Here is a 17,348-nt window from a genome sequence, read left to right on the forward strand (position 1 = left end):
CTGCCCCGCCCCACGCGCACCCTGGCCCGGACCGTGCCCCGGTCTGCGTCCGCGGAGCTCAGGTGAAGGCGGGATGGGGCGGGATGGGTGGGGCGCCCGGGGTGAAGTCGATGGTGGCTTCGGCACCGGTGTCGCCGAGCCGGGCGTCCAGGCGGCGGAGCTTGCCGTCGCGGTCGACCCAGTAGGTGAGGCGGGCGGCCTTCCCGGGTTGGGTCGGGCCCTCGAACAGGTCGACGGGGGTGCCGCCGACGGCGTCCGAGCGCAGCCAGCGAGCGGTGCTCTGGTGCAGGAGCTGGGCGTTGTCCGGCCGGTCGTTGGCCACGTTGAGCAGCAGCAACAGGGTCACGTCGAGCTCGGAGCCGCCGGTGCGCAGGGGGCGTAGCTGCCAGGCGTCGGGCGGCAGCGGGTCGGCGGCACGCTGGCCGAGACCCTGCCGGAAGGCGACCCGCGTGGGGCCCCACTGCAGCAGGCCGGCCGATGCGGGATCGCTTCGGCCCTCGGTGGACAGTGCCACGTGCCCGAGGTGGCGGACGAAGTCCACCCGGCCGTCCAGCACGAGCACCCCGGCACCGGTGGCGATCCGCGCCGTCACGAACGCGACCCCGGTCTCGTAGTTGGTGTAGCGGACCAGCGCCAGCCGCTCGGCCTCGGCCATGGTCAGCGGGTGTGGTTCGGGGACGTCCGTACCGCAGCCGGTGAGCAGCGCGGCGGCGACGGTGGCCGCCATGCCGAGCCGGGCGCTCACGACGACCCCTCGCAGGCTCGGTCTCGCCGCTGGTGGTCGCCCTGTGTCTGATGGTTCGCTCCGCAAGCTCCGCTCACCAGGTGATCCCGGAACGCTCGATGAGCAGCGTCTCGGCGGGCAGCGGGACCGCGTCCGCGTCGACCCGTCCGGGCAGGCCGCGGGCGGCGACGGGCGGGCCGTCCGGCCGGTTCGGCTGGGCGGGGCCCGCGGGCACGGCACGGAACGCCATGCCGGGCGGCGCGACCACCCGGGGGGCCGCGACACCAGCGGCGGGCGCCGAGCCGGCCGGGCAGGGCATCAGCTCGACGAGGGTGGCGGGCAGGGTGGTGCGCAGCTCGTTGCCGGACAGGCAGTTGCCGGCGCCGGGGGCGCGCGCCGACGCGGCGTAGACCAGGTCGATCCCGTTGTCCCGCAGCATGTTGGCCAGCAGGCGGTTGCCGGACGGCGGGAGATCCTCGCTCGAGGCCAGGGTGATGCCGGCGCCGGGGTTGCCGATGATCAGGTTGCGGGCGACCAGGTTCCGGCGGCCGCCGGCGATGCCGATGCCGAGCCCGAAAGCACCGTCGGCCTGCGCGGGGGTGGCCGGCTCGGCGTTGTGCGCGATCAGGTTTCCGGCGATCGTGGCGTCCTCCTGGGGAACGAGCGCCTCCTGGTAGTCCGAGCCGGAGGTGAGGCCGACCCGGTTGCCGGAGAACCGGTTGCCCAGCACGAACAGGGCGCCGGAGGCGTTCGCGCCCTCGAAGCCGACGGCGTTGCGCTCGGCCACGTTGCCGGTTACCAGCACGTCGCACGGCTTGCACTGGCCGACGTAGATCCCGGAGTCCGCGCTGCCGGAGGCGTAGCTGTGCTCGATCACGCCGTGCCGGGCGTCGAAGGCGTAGATCCCGTACAGGGCGTTGTTGCTCGCGGTCACGTAGGACACGCGGAAACCCTGCAGTGGCGGGAAAGCGGCCGGGTCGAGCCGGGTGTAGCCGCTGCTGCCGTGGGCCAGGCCGCCCGCGCCGTCGGACATCCCGGTGGCCAGCACGCCGTTGAGGGTGTGGTTGCGCACGGTCAGGTTCTCCACCGCCACCCCGGGGGCGGTCACCACGACGCCGTTGGCCCGGCGCACCTCGCCGTCGATGATCACCCGGTTGCGGTCGGCGCCCCGCAGCACGACATCGCGGGTGCCGATGCGCACCGACTCCCGGTAGGTGCCGGGCGCGACGAGCACGAGATCCCCGGGCCGGGCGGCGGACACGGCCTGCTGGATCGACCCGGCGTCCCCGGGCACCTGGATGACGGTGGCATGCGGCGGTTCCGCGCCCGCTCCGCAACCGGTGGCCAGCAGGCAGAGGGCACATATCCAGGCGGCTCGCACAACGGCGGGAGCGTAGCCGGACGCGCGCGAACCGGGCCGGCGCGACGCGAGCCGTCACTCGAAGGTGTTACAGAGCAGGGAAATTCGGCTTCGACGGAGCAGAATGCCCGGGTGCCCACCGCCGTGTCCCGCCGTCGGCTGCTCGCCGGCGCCGGTGTGCTGGGGGCCGCCGCGGCCTGCGGCCCGGCCCCGGCCGCCGCTCCGGACGCCGGCGGATCCGTTGCGACGCACGGGGAAACCCAGGCAGGTGTGGACCGGCCGGCGGCCGCCCAGGCGCACTGCGATCTGTCCGTCTGGGACATGTCCACTGTGGATGGTGTGCTCGGCCGGCTGAGCGAGCGGATCACCGCTCTCACCGCCGGGTCCGACCGGCTCGCCGGCCAGCCACCGGCCGGGCTGACGGTCACCGTCGGAGTCGGTCCCCGGATCGTCCGGGCCGCCGACCCGGCCCTGCCCGGCGGCACCGACCTGCCGGAGTTTCCCGGAGACCGGGTGGACGACCGGCATCGCGGCGGCGACCTGCTGCTTCAGGTGTGCGGCGACGACCCGGTGGTGGTCGCGCTGGCGGTCACCGGCCTGATCGGGGATCGCGATCTCACGTTGCGCTGGCGGCAGCGGGCGTTCCACGGTCCGGTGCGTGACGACGGCGCGGGCCGGAACCTACTCGGCTTCGTGGACGGCATCGTGGTGCCGCGGGGCCCGGCTGAGCTCGCCCGGCAGGTGTGGCTGGGCGACCCGCGCGGCGCCACCATCGCCGTGGTGCGCCGGATGCGGCTCGACGTGGCCGGCTTCCTCGCCCTGCCGGTGGCCGAGCAGGAGCGGGTGTTCGGCCGGCGGCGGGACACCGGCGAGCCGCTCTCCGGCGGCGGCCCGGACGCGGCGGTGGATCTCGGCGCCAAGACCGCGGACGGCCAGTACCTGGTGCCGGCCGACGCGCACGTCCGCCGGGCACACCCGCTGACCTCGGGCTCCGGGCTGATGCTGCGCCGCTCGTACAACTTCGACGACGGGCCCGGCGACCAGGGCCTGCTGTTCGTGAGCTTTCAGCGTGACCTGCGCACGTTCGTCGCCACCCAGCACCGGCTCGCCGAGGGGGACGCGCTGCTGCGCTTCGCCATCACCACCGCGTCGGCCACGTTCCTGGTGCTGCCGGGCTTCACCCGGGACCGGCCGCTCGGCCTCGGTTAGCCGTTCCCATCATGCGGACGGCGGTCCCACCACATCAGACCCGGAGGTAGGCTCGCCGGTGTGTGTGCGTTGCTGACCAGGCGTCGCGCGGTGGACTACTGCCGCGTGGACAGCAGCCTGTGTCGGGCAACTGACTGACCCCGGCGGTACGCGGCCGTTCTCGCCGCGCCCCACGTCGCCTTTCGCGTGTGCGCTCCGCCGAATCAGGACCGTCCCGTGTCCCCAGGTCAGGAGGTACCCATGTCCGCAGATCCACCCGTTGATCCCCGAGGTCCCCGGTTCGCCGCCGGGGTGACCACCGTGGTGCTGGCCGTCGTGCTGGTCACCGGATGGTGGCCGCTGCTGGCCGCGCAGGGCGTGGTGTTCGCCATCGGCGGCTTCGTCGGGCTTCGGTACGCCCCCTATTCGCTGCTGTACCGCTCCCTGGTCGCGCCGCGGCTGGCGCCGACGAGCGAGCGTGAGGACGCGGCGCCGGTGCGGTTCTCGCAGGGCCTCGGCTTCGCGTTCGTGGTGGTCGGCGTGCTCGGCTACGCCACCGGCGTGGCCTGGCTGGGCATCACGGCCACCGCGTTCGCCCTCGCCGCCGCGTTCCTGAACGCCGCGTTCGCGTTCTGCCTCGGCTGCGAGACCTACCTGCTCATCCAACGGTTCCGTCCACAACAGAAAGTGAGTGCTCGTCCATGAGCCGCGAAGACGTCCTGGTTACGGCCCAGTGGGCCGAGGAGAACCTCGAAACCCCCGGAGTGGTGTTCGTCGAGGTCGACGAGGACACCGCCGCCTACGACACCGGCCACATCCCGGGTGCGGTGAAGCTGGACTGGAAGACGGAGCTGCAGGACCCGGTGCGCCGGGACTTCGTCGACCGGGCCGGCTTCGAGAAACTGCTGTCCGCCAAGGGAATCGCCAACAGCGACACGGTGATCCTGTACGGCGGCAACAACAACTGGTTCGCCGCGTACGCGTACTGGTACTTCAAGCTGTACGGCCACGGCCCGGTCAAGCTGCTCGACGGCGGCCGCAAGAAGTGGGAGCTGGACGGGCGCCCGCTGGTCTCCGACCCGGCCAAGCGGGACGAGACCAGTTACCTGGCCAAGGAGCAGGACACCACCATCCGGGCGTTCCGGGACGAGGTGGTGGCCTCGATCAACGCCAAGAACCTGGTCGACGTGCGCTCGCCGGACGAGTTCTCCGGCAAGCTCCTCGCCCCCGCGCACCTGCCGCAGGAGCAGGCGCAGCGGGCCGGGCACATCCCGTCGGCGATCAACGTGCCGTGGAGCAAGGCGGCCAACGAGGACGGCACGTTCCGGTCCGAAGCGGAGCTGCGCGAGCTGTACCAGGAGGCCGGCATCGACGAGTCGAAGTCGACCATCGCCTACTGCCGCATCGGCGAGCGCTCCTCGCACACCTGGTTCGCCCTGCACGAGCTGCTCGGCCACGGCGACGTGAAGAACTACGACGGATCGTGGACCGAGTACGGCTCGCTGGTCGGCGTGCCGGTGGAGATCGGCCCGGGCACTCACTGAGAAGGAGTACACAATGGACGGATGCGGTGCGCCGGAGCAGACAGCCGAGCTGCCGGTCAATGTCGACGTCGAGAAGGAGACCGTGCTGAACGGGAAGGTGACCGCGGGAGGGTCACCCGTCGGCGGCGCGTTCGTCCGGCTGCTCGACGCCGGCGGTGAGTTCACCGCCGAGGTGGTGTCCTCTTCGGACGGTCACTTCCGGTTCTTCGCCGCGCCGGGCGAGTGGACGGTGCGCGCGCTGCACCGCACCGGCACCGGCGAGACCAAGGTGTCCGCGGCCGGCCCTGGTCTGCACCCGGTGGCGGTCTCGGTCGCCTGACCCTCCGCCTCACATGAAGCCCGCGTGGTGGTCCTCCACCGCGCGGGCTTTTTGCGTTGCGAACCCGTTATCAACCTTGCGGATGTCCCCGCGTCTTTTCTGGTGCAGGGCCCAGAGAGCCCAAGACTTGAGGGGAAATCCAATGAAAGCAAGGAAATTTGGCGTGCGCATGGCCGTGGTCGGCATGCTCGCGGCCGTCGCCACGGGGGTGGCCGGGGTGGCCGGCGCTGGGGTCGCGTCGGCGTGCATCGCACAGCCGGCCCGTTCGGAGTCGTTTGCCGCGAGCCTGCCCCAGGTCTGGCCCGGGCAGCACGGGCCGACGGTGGTGGGCCTCCAGCTCGCGCTGCGCCGGCTCGGCTACCCACTGGAGGGCACCGGGTTCTACGGGGTGCACACGCTCGTGGCGGTGCACGACTACCAGGTCAAGCACGGCATCAAGGGCAGCGGCATCGTCGGCTCGCGGACCTGGCAGGCGCTGGTCGGCGGCAAGCCCGCGGTACAGACCCACGCCGGACCACTGACCAACCCCGGTCTGCAGCCGGGCGCCCGCGACCAGCAAACGATGTGGCTCCTGGCCAACGCGCTGGAGCGGATCCACCCCTACGGCGACTTCGTCGTGCATCAGCCGGAGGTTCCCGAAACCTACGGACCGCAGTGGCAGGCGCAGGTCAAGGACTTCCAGCGGCGGGCCGGGATCAAGGCCAGCGGCATCGTCGGGCCGAGGACCTGGCAGGCGCTGTACTCGGTGGTCTCCATCGAGGGCGGCTGGGGCTGCTGACCCCGCTCCGGGCCGGTGGTGCTTGCGGGCACGCCGGCCCCCGGCGGCTAAAGTCTCCCGGGTGGACTGGTTCTTCACCGCGCTGCTGGTGATCTTCGTGTTGACCACCGCGGCGGCGGCCGTCGTCGCCGCCCGCCGCCTCTACAGTGGACAGTCATGACCTCGTCGGAGAGCAGCGGGGACGCCGCCATCCGCGCGGCCGCCGAGCGCGCCGAGACGACCCGGCGCCGCAACCTCCCGTGGTGGGACGATCTGCCGATTCCCAACGACACGGCCAACCTGCGCGAGGGCCCGGACCTCAACGAGGCGTGCCTGCCGCTGCTGCCCCTGGTCGGCGTCTGGCGCGGCGAAGGCGAGGTCGTCTACCCCTCCATCGAGGGCCCGTTCCGGTTCGCCCAGCAGATCACCATCGCTCACGACGGCCGCCCGTTCCTCACCCACGAGGCCCGCGCCTGGCTCATCGACGCCGACGGCAACGTGATCCGCCCCGCCGCCCGCGAAACCGGCTGGTGGCGCCCCCAACCCGACGACACCATCGAGCTGCTCCTCGCTCACTCCTCCGGCGTCATCGAGATCCACTACGGCACCCCGCGCACCCCCACCTCCTGGGAGCTCGCCACCGACACCATCGTGCGCACCGCCACCGCCAAAGAGGTCAACGCCGCCAAACGCCTCTACGGCCTGGTCAACAACGGCGACCTCGCCTACGTCGAAGAACGCGCCATGATGGGCCACCCCATGCAACCCCACACCTCCGCCTACCTCCGCCGCGTCGTCGGCTAACCCGCCCACAACGCCGACACCGGCACCGCCCAGATCCGCTCGCCCATCGGCAGGGTCTGTGTCCCGGTGTGGATCACCAGCCCGGTCCGGAACCGTTCACCCAGCCGGTCCCGCACCATGGCCAGATGCCTGGCATGCCGGATGCTCGGCGTGGCCGTCAGCTTGATCTCGATCCCAGCCACGTCACCCAACCGGCGATCCTCGACGATCAGGTCGACCTCGGCCCCGTCGCGGTCCCGGAAGTACGACAGATCAACGCTGCGCTCGCTCCAGGTCGCCTGCTTGAGCACCTCGTTCGTCACGAACGTGTCGAACAGTGCGCCGGCCGCGACACCGTCCGCAGCCGGCCCGAAGTCCCCCTGGCCGACCCCGCACAGATCCGCCGCCAGCCCGGTGTCCACGAGCACCACCTTGGGCCGGCGCTTTGCCCTCGTCGTGATGCTGGTCGACCATGCTGGTAGCAGCGTCACCAGATGCAGTGCCTCCAGTAGCGCCAGATAGTTCGACGCCGTTTCACTACCGACCTCGGCATCTCCCGCGACGCCACTGACCACCAGTTCCTGCCCGGTCCGCGCGGCCAGTAGCCGCAGCAGCCGCCGGAGCTCAGACTCCATTCGAATCTCGGCAAGCGGCCGCAGCGCCTCACGGGAGACCACGTCCTGCACGTAGGCTTCGAACCAGTTCCGGCGCTGCCGCTCGCTGAGATCTTCGGTCACCACCTCGGGAAAACCGCCCTGGAGAAGCACGCTGATCAGTTCCGACCGGGGCATGGGCCGCACCTTGCCCGGCCAGGCCGACGGCTCGAAGAGACGGTCCACGAACGTCTCCTGGATGCCGTGCCGGTCACCCTTCGACAGCGGCCACAGCTGCAACCGGCCGGCCCGACCGGCCAAGGTTTCCGGCAGTCGCTTGTCCGCCAGGTAGTTGGCCGAGCCGGTCAGCAGCAGCTGACCCCGCGTCCGGTCCCGGTCGGCCGCCTGTTTGACCGCCAGCAGAAACCCGCGCCCAGCCCGCTGAAACTCGTCGATCGCAGCCGGACGCGGTAGAGCGTCGACGAACCCGACCGGATCCTCCACGGCGCGGGTGAGCACGGCCTCGTCGTAGAAACTGAACCAAGCCGGATCGGGTAGCTCAAGCAGGTCCCGCACCAGCGTCGTCTTACCGGTCTGCCGCGCGCCACCGAGCAGGACGACGCGGAACGAGCTCAGCAACTCGTCGACTCTCGGCACCGCGTTCCGCCGCACGAGTCCCGACACAGACCCGCCCTAACCGACAAAACGCGGAGAACCTAGCCGACAAGACGCGGTTTTCTAACCGGCAGAACGCGGTGTCAGTACTCGGACTCGTAGAGGGCGCTGAGCTCGGTGTGGAGGGCAGGGACGTCGGGGAGGGGGGTGCCGTCGAGGGTATGCACGCGGGTGACCTTGCGGACGCTGGAGGCCAGGTAGAGGCCGTCGGCGGAGAGCAGGTCGGCGAGGCGGAGGGGCTCGGTTTTGGTGCTCCAGCCGGCTTTCTCGGCGGCCCGGAAGAGGGCGGCCTGGGTGGTGCCGGGGAGGATGCCGAGGCTGGGCGGCGGGGTGCGCAGGGTGTTGCCGTCGGCCACTACGACGGTCGAGGTGGGGCCTTCGAGGACGGAGCCGTCGGCGGCCAGGAAGATCGCCTCTTGGGCGCCGCGGGCCTCGGCGTGACGGAGGGCGGCCATGTTGACCGCGTAGGACAGCGTCTTGGCGCCGAGGAGGAGCCAGGGGGCGCGGGCGACGACGTCGGGGTGGAAGCCGCGGTCGAGGGTGACGGCGGCGACGCCGGTGGCGCGGTTGCGGAGCACCTTGTCGGCGATGGGGAAACCGAAGGCGTAGCCGGTGGGCGTGCCGTCGCCGCCTTCGACGCCGCGGGTGTAGATCAACCGCAGCGCCATCTCGGCGTCGCCCCGCCAGGCGCCGAGGACGGCCTCGACGCAGTGCTCCCAGGCGGACCGGTCCGGCACCGGCAGGTCCATCAGTTCCGCCGAGCGGGCCAGCCGGTCCAGGTGCGGGCCGAGCTCGCGCGGCTGGCCGTCCACCACCAGCACGGTCTCGAACACGCCGTCGCCGCGGAGCAGGCCGAGATCATCGACCCGGATCCACGGCTGCTCGGGGTCGACCAGGGTCCCGTCAAGCATCGCCAGCACGCGCATGCCACGAGCCTACTGCCCGCCCAGGAATACGATCGGGGCGTGGAGACCGCGACCGGACGGGCGGCACTGCGCGAGACGCTCCATCAGCGCGGGATGCGCATGACGCCGCAGCGCCAGTTCGTCCTCGACGCACTGCTGGATCTCGGGCACGCCACGCCCGAGCAGATCTGCCACCACGTGCAGCGCAGCACGCCCACGGTGAACATCACCACGATCTACCGGACGCTGGAGCTGCTGGAGAGCCTCGGCGTCGTGCGGCACACCCACCTCGGGCACGGCGCGCCCAGCTACTCCGTCCACGAGCACCAGCACGTGCACCTGGTCTGCCATGAGTGCGGCCGGGTCGAGGAGGTGCCGCTGAGGATCATGGACGAGTTAGCCGGAACACTGCGCGCCACCTACGGGTTCGAACTGGATGCCAGCCACCTCGCGCTGTCCGGCCGGTGCCGGGAGTGCTCGGCAAGGGAGCCCCATTGACCTCACCGATTCTCGAGCTGCCCGGCGCCGTCGCGGCCGCGGAGGGCTCGCCGGACGGGGCCGTGCCGTGGCACTTCGGCGACCCGTTCGCCGAGCAGCGGGCGGCCGCGCGCACGGTGGCCGTGGTGGACCGCTCGCACCGCGAGGTGATCGCGGTGACCGGCGAGGAGCGGCTGTCCTGGCTGCACCTGGTGATCTCCCAGCACGTCACGGAGCTGGCCGAGGGCGCCGGCACGGAGGCCCTGGTGCTGGACAGCCAGGGCCGGGTGGACGCGCACATGGTGCTCGCGCACGCCGCCGGCACGGTCTGGCTGGACACCGAGCGCGGCGCGGCGGCGACCGGCGCCCGCGGGGAACCCCAGTCGCTGCGGGCATATCTGGACGCCATGCGATTCTGGTCCAAAGTGGACGTTGTGGACGCGACCGCGGACCGGGCGCTGCTCTCCGTGATCGGGCCGGAGGTGCCGGCGTTGCTGGAGCGGGTGGGGCTCGCGGTCCCGGCCGGGCCGTACGCGGTGACCGGCGGCGAGGCGCTGGTGCGCCGGATGCCGTGGCCCGGTGCCGACGCGGCCGATCTCCTTGTCCCGCGGGCGGAGCTGCCGGCGTGGTGGGCGCGGCTGACCGGGGGCGGCGCGCGGCCGATGGGCAGCTGGGGGTTCGAGGCGCTGCGGGTGGAGTCGGTGCGGGCCCGGCTCGGCGTGGACACCGACGAGCGCACGATCCCGCACGAGGCCGGCTGGGTGCACGTGGCCGCGCACGTGGCGAAGGGCTGCTACCGCGGCCAGGAGACGGTGGCCAAGGTGCACAACATCGGCCGGCCGCCGCGCTCGCTGCTGCTGCTGCACCTGGACGGCTCGGCGGAGGCGCTGCCGGAGACCGGGGACCCGGTGCGGCTCGGTGAGCGGACCGTCGGCCGGGTCGGCACCGTCGCCCAGCACCACGAGCTCGGCCCGGTCGCACTGGCGCTGGTCAAGCGCTCGGTGCCGCTCGACGCCGAGCTGCTGGCCGGCGCCGAGGACCGCACGGCGCAGGCGGCCATCGATCCTGACTCCGCCCCCGAGGACACCCCGGGCCTCGGTCGAGAGGCCGCGCGCAGGCTCCACGGGTAGTGCGAGGATCGGCCTATGTCACCGTCGACACCACGACCCGGCGCGCACGGCACGTTGATCACGGTCGCGCCCACCGGAGCCGAGCACGCCAAAGCCGACGTGCCGAACCTGCCGGTCACGCTGGAGGAGCTGGTCAGCACCGCCCGGGACTGCGAGCGGGTGGGCGCGGCGATGATCCACGTGCACATCCGCGGCGCGGACACCCGTCCGACACTGGATCTGGTGCGGCTCAGGGAGACCGTGGCCGCGCTGCGCGAGCAGACCGGCCTCGTGGTGCAGCTGTCCACCGGCGGCGCGGTCACCGACCCGGAGGCGGACCGGCTGGCCGTGCTGGACGCCCTGCCGGACTCGGCGTCCTGCACGATGGGCACGGTCAACTTCGGCGACGACGTGTTCCTGAACCGCTGGGAGTTCGTGGTCGAGCTGCACAGACGCATGCGGGACCGCGGCATCGTGCCCGAGTACGAGATCTTCGACGTCGGGCAGCTGGCGAGCCTGCGCCGGCTGCTCGACGAGCATGGCCTGCCGGCCGGCGGGCACGTGCACGTCGACCTCGTGATGGGCGTGCCGGGCGGGATGCCGGGCGACGCCGAGACACTCGTCGCGGCGCTGCGGGCGATCCCGGACGGAGCCACGTTCTCGGCCACCGGGATCGGGCGGACCAGCCTTCCGGTCATGTTCGCCTCGCTCGCCGCGGGCGGGCACCTGCGGGTCGGGATGGAGGACACGGTCTCCTACGCCCGCGGCGAGCGGGTCAGGGACAACGCCCAGCTGGTAGCCCGGGCCGCCGGCCTGGCCCGGATCGCCCAGCGCCCGCCGCTGCCCGCCGCCGAGGTGCGGAAGCTGCTCGGCGTAGCAATGAACAACTGACCAGTTCGGTGGCCACTTTTCGGTAGCCGGACTGGCGTAGACCATCCGGTTCCCGGAAGATGTCCGCGTGATCGAAGTCCGTCCGGGTGGTCGCAGGCGCATCGACCGCGTGCTCTCGCCGGACTACCTCGCCGACCTCGACCGGTTGGACCTGGCCGAGGTGCGGGCCCGGCGGGACGACGCCGCGCAGGAGGAGACCGACCTGTCCTACCTGCGCCGGCTGCTGCACGGCCGCATCGACATCGTGCGGGCCGAGCTGAAACGCCGCGCCGAGGGCGGCTCCGGCAGCGTGGTCGACCAGCTCGCCACGATCCTCGCGGACAACGCGGTCGCCCCGGCCACCGGCTCCGGCCGGCACCAGACCCTCGAGCCGTCCCGCGCCGAGGCGCACCGCCGCCACATCGAGGCCCTGGTCTCCGACGCCGACCTCTCCGACGTCGGCGCCCTCCCCGACGACCGCCTCGACCTCGCCCTGCGCACCTACGTCGCCGAAGAAGCCTCCGTCTCCCAGCGCCGCCGCGAAGTCCAGGCCGTCATGGACCACCTCAACGCCGAGATCGGCAACCGCTACAAGGCGGGTAGTGCCTCGGTCGACGACCTTCTCGCCGCCGAGCGGGCCCGCCGGGACGACATGCCCTGAAGGCCGCCTTCGAGACGTTGAGTGCCCCGAAGGCCGCCTTCAGGGCATCAGTTGAACCGTTCTCGCATCGCCAACTCACCCCAGAAGTCGCGGAGGCGTTCGAAGCGGGTGGCGACCTCCTCGACGTTCTGTGCCTCGAGGGCCTCGATGATCGCGTTCACGTCCTCGGCGGAGGAGTCCTCCATCAGCTCCTCGTCGTCGAGCAGCTGGACCAGGCCGCCGTAGTCGAGCTCGACCGCGGAGTTCTCGTGGAAGTGGCCGAGCCAGCGGCCGGTGTCCTGGAGGACCTTGGTGGGGCCGGCGTCGCCGAACGTCCGCTCGGCCAGCGCGTGCGCGCGGGCGATCCGGCGGCGGGCGTCGCGCATGGCGATGCGCCAGCAGACCTGGCGCCGCGGGTCGTTCTGGGTGGCCATCACCACGTGCCGGTGGTCCGGGTCGACCAGGGCGAACCAGGGCAGGGGCACGGTCCAGGTGGTGGACACCACGTGCACCGCGCCGCTGGGCAGGCCGGAGAGCACCGCGGTGGCCTTCTCCCGGACCGTGTCCAGGGACTCGCTGAGCGCGGCGCTGCGCAGCGTGGGTGAGGCCGAGGCGAGGAACCCGACCAGCGCGGCGGCCGAGCGGGCGCGCAGGTCGAGCGGGCAGATCAGCGGGCCCGGGCCGACCGTGGCGCCGTCGTCGGTGGGCACCTCGGCGGGATCGAGCACCAGCACGTCGCGCAGCGTGCTGGGCGCGGGTTGTCCCCCCGGCAACTCGGCCGGCAGCAGCATCGGCGGGCTGGCCAGCTGTGACCTCAGCCACAGCATCCGCTCCCGCTCGCCGGCCGCCGCGTAGTCCAGGTGCCCGGTCTCCAGCGCCTCACGCAGGACATTTGCCAACGTTGTGTCAAAAGACGACAACGGTTCGTACACCCTCAGGTAGGCGACGAACGGACGTGGCACGGGAGAATCGTGTCACGACCATCTGGATGGGCGGCTCGGGGGCGATCGAGGGATCTCCGTGGCGCGGCCACATCGCATCAGACCCCTTCGGCACGGTACGGTAGTTGGCAGGAACCAGTTGTCGAGATAAACGGGGCCGCCGATTCCCCCGGCCGCCCCGTCACTGTGCGAGGGGGTCGAGCCATGGGGCGCGGCCGGGCGAAGGCTAAGCAGACAAAAGTGGCCCGAGAGCTCAAATACAGCACTCGCCACACGGACTTCGAGGCGCTGCAGCGCGAGCTGTCTAGCCAGTCCGACGACGCGGACGATCGCCACGACGACGAGGACGAATACAGCGATCGATACAGGTGATCTGGGCGAGGTCTGTCCGCGGAGAGCGCGGACCTGGTATCACCTGGTGTCCTGTGGGGGCCAAGCCCCCACACCCCCGGCCGGGGGCACGCCCCCGGACCCCCCGGGTGACGGGCAACCTGAACACGTACCTGAAACGGGGCGAGCCCTGGCCGCACAGAGCGCGAACCTCGCTGTCACGTGACGTCCTGGTGGGGGGCAAGCCCCGGAGCCCTGAGGGCGGGCAACGTGAACAGGTACCTGAGACGGGGCGAGCCCTGTCTGCGGAGAGCGCGCACCTTGGTATCAGCTGGTGTCTTGTGGGGGCAAGCCCCGGGCGCCCTGGGGTGGCGGGGCTACCTGGACAGGTATCGGACTTGGCGCTTTTTGAGCTCGTCGAGGGCTGTGCGGGCGTCGGTGATGGCGGGGCGGTCGGAGATTTCGGGCACGCCGACCTCCCACCAGGCGCCGGCTTCGGTCCACGCTGACGGTTGGGTACGGACCACCACGACGGCCGGGCGGCCGGCGTGGGCGTCCGTGCGGGCCTTGGCGTAGGCGGTCCGCAGGTCGTCGAGGTTGTCCGCCTGGACGACGGTGCAGCCGAGCGCGGCGGCGTGTGCGGCGAAGTCCACCCGGGGCGGTTCGGCGTGGGTCGTGCGGCAGTCCGCGTACATGTTGTTGAACGCCGCGCCGCCCTGGCCGCGCTGCAGCCGGTCGATCACCGCGTAGCCGTCGTTGTCGCAGACCACGGCCACGAAGCCGTGCCCGGCGAACGCGGCGGAGAACAGCTCCGAGTTGAGCATGAGGTAGGAGCCGTCGCCGAGGAGCGTGCTCACCACGCCGCCCGGACGGGCCATCGCCGCGCCCCAGGCCCCGGCCAGCTCGTAGCCCATGCAGGAGAACCCGTACTCGACATCCATGGTGCCCGACCCGCCGCTGCCGATCGTCCGCCAGCCGCCGATCAGCTCACCGGGCAGGCCGCCGGACGCGGTCATGACGTAGTCGTCCGGGCCGCTCACCTCGTTCACCACGCCGACGACCTGGGCATACGTCGGCATGCCCGGACCCGGCGCGCGGAGCCCGTCGACGTAGGCGTCCCAGCGGGCCCGCTCGGCGGCGGCCCGGGCCGTCCAGTCCGGGTCGGCGCGCCACCCCCCGAGCAGCTCGGCCAGCCCGCCGAGCCCTTCCCGGGCGTCCCCGACGACGGCCAGCGCGCCGTGCTTGACCGCGTCGAACCGGGCCGCGTTGATCGTCACCAGCAGCACGTCCGGGGAGAACACCGACCAGGACGCGGTGGTGAAGTCCTGCAGCCGCGTGCCGACCGCGAGCACCAGGTCGGCCTCGGCGGCGAGCGCGTTCGCCGAGAACGAACCGGTGACGCCGAGCGGGCCGGCATGCTGCGGATGATCATGTGGAACGAGCGTCCGGCCGGCCGTGGTCTCGGTGACCGGGACGCCGTGCCGCTGGGACAGCTCGAGCGCCGCACGGGCGGCACCGGAGTAGCGCACGCCGCCGCCCAGCACCAGCAGTGGCCGGCGGGAAGCCCGGATCGCGCCGGCGGCATCCTCGAGTGCCCGGAGGTCGGGGCGCAGCCGGGGCAGGCGGTGCCGGACCGGCTCGAACAGCGCGTCCGGGAAGTCGAACGCCTCGGCCTGGACGTCTTGCGGCAGCGCGAGGGCGACCGGCCCGCAGTCGGCCGGGTCGGTGAGCACCCGGGCCACCTGGGGCAGCGTGGCGATCAGCTGCTCGGGCCGGGTGATCCGGTCGAAGTAGCGGCTGACCGCCCGGAACGCGTCGTTGACCGTGCGGGTCGGGTCGTCGAAGTGCTCCACCTGCTGCAGCACCGGATCCGGCGCGCGGCCGGCGAACGTGTCGCCGGGGAGCAGCAGCAGCGGCAACCGGTTGGCGTGCGCGACCCCGGCCGCGGTCACCATGTTCAGCGCGCCCGGCCCGATCGAGGAGGTGGCCACGCCGACCTGCCGCCGCTGCGTGGCCTTGGCGAGGCCGACGGCGGCCAGCGCCATGCCCTGCTCGGTGTGCCCGCGCCAGACCGGCAACCGGTCCCGGGTCTCGTGCAGCGCGGTGCCGAGGCCGAGCACGTTGCCGTGCCCGAAGATCGCGAACACAGCCGGGAACAGCGGCACCTCGGTGCCGTCCAGCAGCTCGCCGCGCTGGGCGATCAGCCAGCGGACGAGGGCCTGGGCGGTGGTGAGCTTCATGGGCGGACCTCCCAACCGCCGGGCGGACGTGCGATGAATGACCCATTCACCGCGCCGGGTGCACTGAATGAGGCATTCATCGCACTCGGCCCTCCGCGTTGGTGACCGGGCAGCGCGGGTCGGGTTGCTGCGCCGCCCAGGTGTCGCGCACCCAGGCGTGCGCGGGGTCGTCGCAGAACGCCATGGAGCGCTCGGGGCCCGGCCCGGCGAGCACGTTCAGGTAGTACATCGGGTAGCCGGGCGCGGCCACGCATGGGCCGTGATAGCCACGCGGGATCAGGAACACGTCACCGTCGCGCACGGTCACGTCCTCGTCGATGGCGCCGTCCGCGGTGTAGGTGCGGTGGAAGCCGAAGCCCGCCGCGCCCTCGATGCGGAAGTAGTAGATCTCCTCGTTGACCACGGGGCACGGCTCGGTGTCGTCATGCTTGTGCGGCGGGTAGGAGGACCAGTTCCCGTCCGGGGTGATCAGCTCGCAGGCGTTGAGCTTGTCGGCGTGGTCCCAGACGCCGGGGACGCCGAAGTTGGTGACCTGGCGGGTGGCGTTGCCGGCGCCGCGGACCTCCACCGGGACCCGCTCGGCCGGCCCGTACTTCGGCGCGAGCCGCCGCGTGCACCGGGCCATCGGCAGGGCGAGCTCACAGCTGTCCACAGTGGACAATTCGACCACGGCGTCCCTCGGCACGTAGGCAAAGTCGGTGACCCTGGCGAAGACGGACTCCCGGCCGGCCAGCGGGTAGCGCTCGCCGTCCACGTCTACCGTGACGGATCCGCTCAGTGGCAACACGAATGCCTCGAACTCACCGGTCGCCAAAGTCCGCCGGGCACCGGCGGCCAGCCGGAGCACGCGAAGACCGGTGTAGGTCCAGCCGGCGTCCTCCGGGGTGAGCCGCACCGGGTCGGCGCCGTCCTCGAGTGTCCCGTGTGGACGGTGCAGGCTCACCGGCCCTCCCCGCGCAGGATCTTCGCAGCGGCCTCGACCGCGCCGGCCACGTCGCCGCCGGGCGGGTAGAGCAGCGTCCGGCCCACCACCAGGCCGCGCACCGCCGGGTGACGCAGCGCCGTCGCCCAGGACGTCAGGTCGTCCGCCACGTCCACCGAGGGCACGCCGCCGAGCACCACGACCGGGAGTGTGGTCGCGTCCAGGGCAGACGGGTCCTCCGGGGCGGGGAGCTTGAGCCAGGTGTGCGCGGAGGTCACACCGAGCCCGGCGGCCACCGCGACCGCGTGGGTGAGCGCGACGGGGTCCCTGTCCAGTACCAGGGCGCCGGACTCGTCGCGCCGGTAGGGCAGCGGCTCGACCATGGCCATCAACCCGTGCCCGGCGAGGTCCGAAACGGCCCGGGCGCAGGCCTCCAGCGTGCGTATCGTATACGGGTCCTCGTATACGATACGCAGGAGCATCTTCCCGCCGTCCAGCCCGCTGCTGGCGATGGACGGCACATCGTATGCGGTGAACCGGTCGTCGATCTCCCAGTCCGCGCCGGCCAGGCCGCCGCGGTTCATCGAGCCGATCACGATCTTGCCGTGCAGCCCGTCCAGCAGGAGCAACTCCTCGACCACGTCCGGGGTCGCCAGCAGCCCGTCGACGTCGGGATTGGCCAGCGCGATAAGCAGTCGCTCCAGCAGCGAGCGCCGGTCGGCCATGGCCAAGGGGTCCGCGCCGACGCCGAGCGCCCCACGGGCCGGATGGTCGGCGGCGACCAGGAACAGCGTGCCGCGCTCGGACAGCAGCCGCTCGCGCCGCCGCCGGTTCACATAGGCCTCGCCGATGGCGCCCGGGTCGGTCGCCCTGGTGTGCAACAGTTCGGCCCACTGCGCGTCGGTGATCATCACGTCAGCCCGCCTCGTCAGTTCAGGTGCCTGTTCTTTTGCAGCAACTGTTCGTTCGAA

General features: G+C 72.1%; 19 protein-coding genes. 11 read left to right on the forward strand and 8 right to left on the reverse strand.

Annotation, left to right across the window (positions count from 1 at the left end):
* Nucleotides 1–58 precede the first annotated feature (58 nt).
* Both VGR06_RS31305 and VGR06_RS31310 read right to left on the reverse strand, forming a co-directional pair.
* Nucleotides 59–745 (reverse strand): hypothetical protein, encoded by a 687-nt coding sequence (locus VGR06_RS31305; protein WP_327562772.1) that lies wholly within the window; start codon nt 743–745, stop codon nt 59–61.
* A gap of 73 nt (nt 746–818) precedes the next feature.
* Nucleotides 819–2,018, reverse strand: coding sequence for a right-handed parallel beta-helix repeat-containing protein (locus VGR06_RS31310; protein ID WP_327562773.1), 1,200 nt, complete (start codon nt 2,016–2,018; stop codon nt 819–821).
* 198 nt (nt 2,019–2,216) lie between these two features.
* Here VGR06_RS31310 and VGR06_RS31315 point away from each other — a divergent pair, with 198 nt between their 5' ends.
* The 6 genes from VGR06_RS31315 to VGR06_RS31340 all read left to right on the forward strand — a co-directional run bounded on the left by VGR06_RS31315 (nt 2,217) and on the right by VGR06_RS31340 (nt 6,696).
* Complete coding sequence (locus tag VGR06_RS31315) at nt 2,217–3,293, forward strand: Dyp-type peroxidase (RefSeq protein WP_327562774.1); 1,077 nt, start codon at nt 2,217–2,219, stop codon at nt 3,291–3,293.
* Between the two features lie 240 nt (nt 3,294–3,533).
* Nucleotides 3,534–3,977 carry a DUF4395 domain-containing protein gene (locus tag VGR06_RS31320; protein ID WP_327562775.1) on the forward strand — a complete coding sequence of 148 codons (444 nt, stop codon included), beginning with the start codon at nt 3,534–3,536 and terminating at the stop codon, nt 3,975–3,977.
* The gene (locus tag VGR06_RS31325; RefSeq protein ID WP_327562776.1) at nt 3,974–4,816 is read left to right on the forward strand and encodes a sulfurtransferase; all 843 of its coding nucleotides are present in this window, start codon (nt 3,974–3,976) and stop codon (nt 4,814–4,816) included. The genes VGR06_RS31320 and VGR06_RS31325 overlap by 4 nt, the downstream gene beginning before the upstream one ends.
* Nucleotides 4,817–4,829: 13 nt before the next feature.
* Nucleotides 4,830–5,135 carry a DUF1416 domain-containing protein gene (locus VGR06_RS31330; RefSeq protein ID WP_327562777.1) on the forward strand — a complete coding sequence of 102 codons (306 nt, stop codon included), beginning with the start codon at nt 4,830–4,832 and terminating at the stop codon, nt 5,133–5,135.
* A 169-nt stretch (nt 5,136–5,304) separates the two neighbouring features.
* Nucleotides 5,305–5,913 carry a peptidoglycan-binding protein gene (locus VGR06_RS31335; protein WP_327562832.1) on the forward strand — a complete coding sequence of 203 codons (609 nt, stop codon included), beginning with the start codon at nt 5,305–5,307 and terminating at the stop codon, nt 5,911–5,913.
* 156 nt (nt 5,914–6,069) lie between these two features.
* A complete protein-coding gene (locus tag VGR06_RS31340; RefSeq protein ID WP_327562778.1) occupies nt 6,070–6,696 on the forward strand; it encodes an FABP family protein in 627 nt (208 codons plus the stop codon).
* On the opposite strand, the gene VGR06_RS31345 is transcribed toward VGR06_RS31340, so the two are convergent.
* Together VGR06_RS31345 and VGR06_RS31350 are read right to left on the reverse strand one after the other, a co-directional pair.
* Complete coding sequence (locus tag VGR06_RS31345; protein WP_327562779.1) at nt 6,693–7,952, reverse strand: ATP-binding protein; 1,260 nt, start codon at nt 7,950–7,952, stop codon at nt 6,693–6,695. The two genes, VGR06_RS31340 and VGR06_RS31345, sit on opposite strands and share 4 nt — an antisense overlap.
* Before the next feature lie 74 nt (nt 7,953–8,026).
* Complete coding sequence (locus VGR06_RS31350; protein WP_327562780.1) at nt 8,027–8,869, reverse strand: aminodeoxychorismate lyase; 843 nt, start codon at nt 8,867–8,869, stop codon at nt 8,027–8,029.
* A gap of 39 nt (nt 8,870–8,908) precedes the next feature.
* Here VGR06_RS31350 and VGR06_RS31355 point away from each other — a divergent pair, with 39 nt between their 5' ends.
* The 4 genes from VGR06_RS31355 (at nt 8,909) to VGR06_RS31370 (ending at nt 11,965) form a co-directional block, all read left to right on the forward strand.
* Complete coding sequence (locus VGR06_RS31355; RefSeq protein ID WP_414637375.1) at nt 8,909–9,346, forward strand: Fur family transcriptional regulator; 438 nt, start codon at nt 8,909–8,911, stop codon at nt 9,344–9,346.
* Nucleotides 9,343–10,455, forward strand: a complete 1,113-nt coding sequence (locus tag VGR06_RS31360; RefSeq protein ID WP_327562781.1) for a folate-binding protein — start codon at nt 9,343–9,345, stop codon at nt 10,453–10,455. The genes VGR06_RS31355 and VGR06_RS31360 overlap by 4 nt, the downstream gene beginning before the upstream one ends.
* A 15-nt stretch (nt 10,456–10,470) precedes the next feature.
* A complete protein-coding gene (locus tag VGR06_RS31365; RefSeq protein WP_327562782.1) occupies nt 10,471–11,325 on the forward strand; it encodes a 3-keto-5-aminohexanoate cleavage protein in 855 nt (284 codons plus the stop codon).
* A gap of 67 nt (nt 11,326–11,392) precedes the next feature.
* Nucleotides 11,393–11,965 carry an aerial mycelium formation protein gene (locus tag VGR06_RS31370; RefSeq protein WP_327562783.1) on the forward strand — a complete coding sequence of 191 codons (573 nt, stop codon included), beginning with the start codon at nt 11,393–11,395 and terminating at the stop codon, nt 11,963–11,965.
* Nucleotides 11,966–12,012: 47 nt separating this feature from the next.
* Here the strand turns inward: VGR06_RS31370 and VGR06_RS31375 are convergent, their stop codons facing one another.
* Nucleotides 12,013–12,906, reverse strand: coding sequence for a hypothetical protein (locus VGR06_RS31375; protein ID WP_327562784.1), 894 nt, complete (start codon nt 12,904–12,906; stop codon nt 12,013–12,015).
* A gap of 183 nt (nt 12,907–13,089) precedes the next feature.
* Here VGR06_RS31375 and VGR06_RS31380 point away from each other — a divergent pair, with 183 nt between their 5' ends.
* Nucleotides 13,090–13,257: a DUF3073 domain-containing protein gene (locus VGR06_RS31380; protein WP_327562785.1), complete on the forward strand. Its 168-nt coding sequence runs from the start codon at nt 13,090–13,092 to the stop codon at nt 13,255–13,257.
* A gap of 335 nt (nt 13,258–13,592) precedes the next feature.
* On the opposite strand, the gene iolD is transcribed toward VGR06_RS31380, so the two are convergent.
* From iolD to VGR06_RS31395, 3 genes are all read right to left on the reverse strand, one after another.
* Nucleotides 13,593–15,455, reverse strand: coding sequence for a 3D-(3,5/4)-trihydroxycyclohexane-1,2-dione acylhydrolase (decyclizing) (gene iolD / locus VGR06_RS31385; protein WP_327562786.1), 1,863 nt, complete (start codon nt 15,453–15,455; stop codon nt 13,593–13,595).
* A gap of 76 nt (nt 15,456–15,531) precedes the next feature.
* Nucleotides 15,532–16,398 (reverse strand): 5-deoxy-glucuronate isomerase, encoded by an 867-nt coding sequence (gene iolB, locus VGR06_RS31390; protein ID WP_327562787.1) that lies wholly within the window; start codon nt 16,396–16,398, stop codon nt 15,532–15,534.
* Complete coding sequence (locus VGR06_RS31395) at nt 16,395–17,288, reverse strand: Cgl0159 family (beta/alpha)8-fold protein (RefSeq protein ID WP_327562834.1); 894 nt, start codon at nt 17,286–17,288, stop codon at nt 16,395–16,397. Before VGR06_RS31395 ends, iolB begins: the two co-directional genes overlap by 4 nt.
* Between the last annotated feature and the right edge of the window lie 60 nt (nt 17,289–17,348).

The organism is Actinophytocola sp., assembly GCF_036002505.1.
In the GTDB taxonomy this organism is placed as follows: domain Bacteria; phylum Actinomycetota; class Actinomycetes; order Mycobacteriales; family Pseudonocardiaceae; genus DASYTH01.

What these genes read in the sequence shown, in the direction of transcription:
- VGR06_RS31320 (WP_327562775.1), top strand. Translation starts at nt 3,534, where the DNA reads ATGTCCGCAGATCCACCCGTTGATCCCCGAGGTCCCCGGTTCGCCGCC.
- VGR06_RS31340 (WP_327562778.1), top strand. Translation starts at nt 6,070, where the DNA reads ATGACCTCGTCGGAGAGCAGCGGGGACGCCGCCATCCGCGCGGCCGCC.
- VGR06_RS31330 (WP_327562777.1), top strand. Translation starts at nt 4,830, where the DNA reads ATGGACGGATGCGGTGCGCCGGAGCAGACAGCCGAGCTGCCGGTCAAT.
- VGR06_RS31380 (WP_327562785.1), top strand. Translation starts at nt 13,090, where the DNA reads ATGGGGCGCGGCCGGGCGAAGGCTAAGCAGACAAAAGTGGCCCGAGAG.
- VGR06_RS31335 (WP_327562832.1), top strand. Translation starts at nt 5,305, where the DNA reads ATGGCCGTGGTCGGCATGCTCGCGGCCGTCGCCACGGGGGTGGCCGGG.
- iolD (WP_327562786.1), bottom strand. Translation starts at nt 15,455, where the DNA reads ATGAAGCTCACCACCGCCCAGGCCCTCGTCCGCTGGCTGATCGCCCAG.
- VGR06_RS31365 (WP_327562782.1), top strand. Translation starts at nt 10,471, where the DNA reads ATGTCACCGTCGACACCACGACCCGGCGCGCACGGCACGTTGATCACG.
- VGR06_RS31350 (WP_327562780.1), bottom strand. Translation starts at nt 8,869, where the DNA reads ATGCGCGTGCTGGCGATGCTTGACGGGACCCTGGTCGACCCCGAGCAG.
- VGR06_RS31325 (WP_327562776.1), top strand. Translation starts at nt 3,974, where the DNA reads ATGAGCCGCGAAGACGTCCTGGTTACGGCCCAGTGGGCCGAGGAGAAC.
- VGR06_RS31395 (WP_327562834.1), bottom strand. Translation starts at nt 17,288, where the DNA reads ATGATCACCGACGCGCAGTGGGCCGAACTGTTGCACACCAGGGCGACC.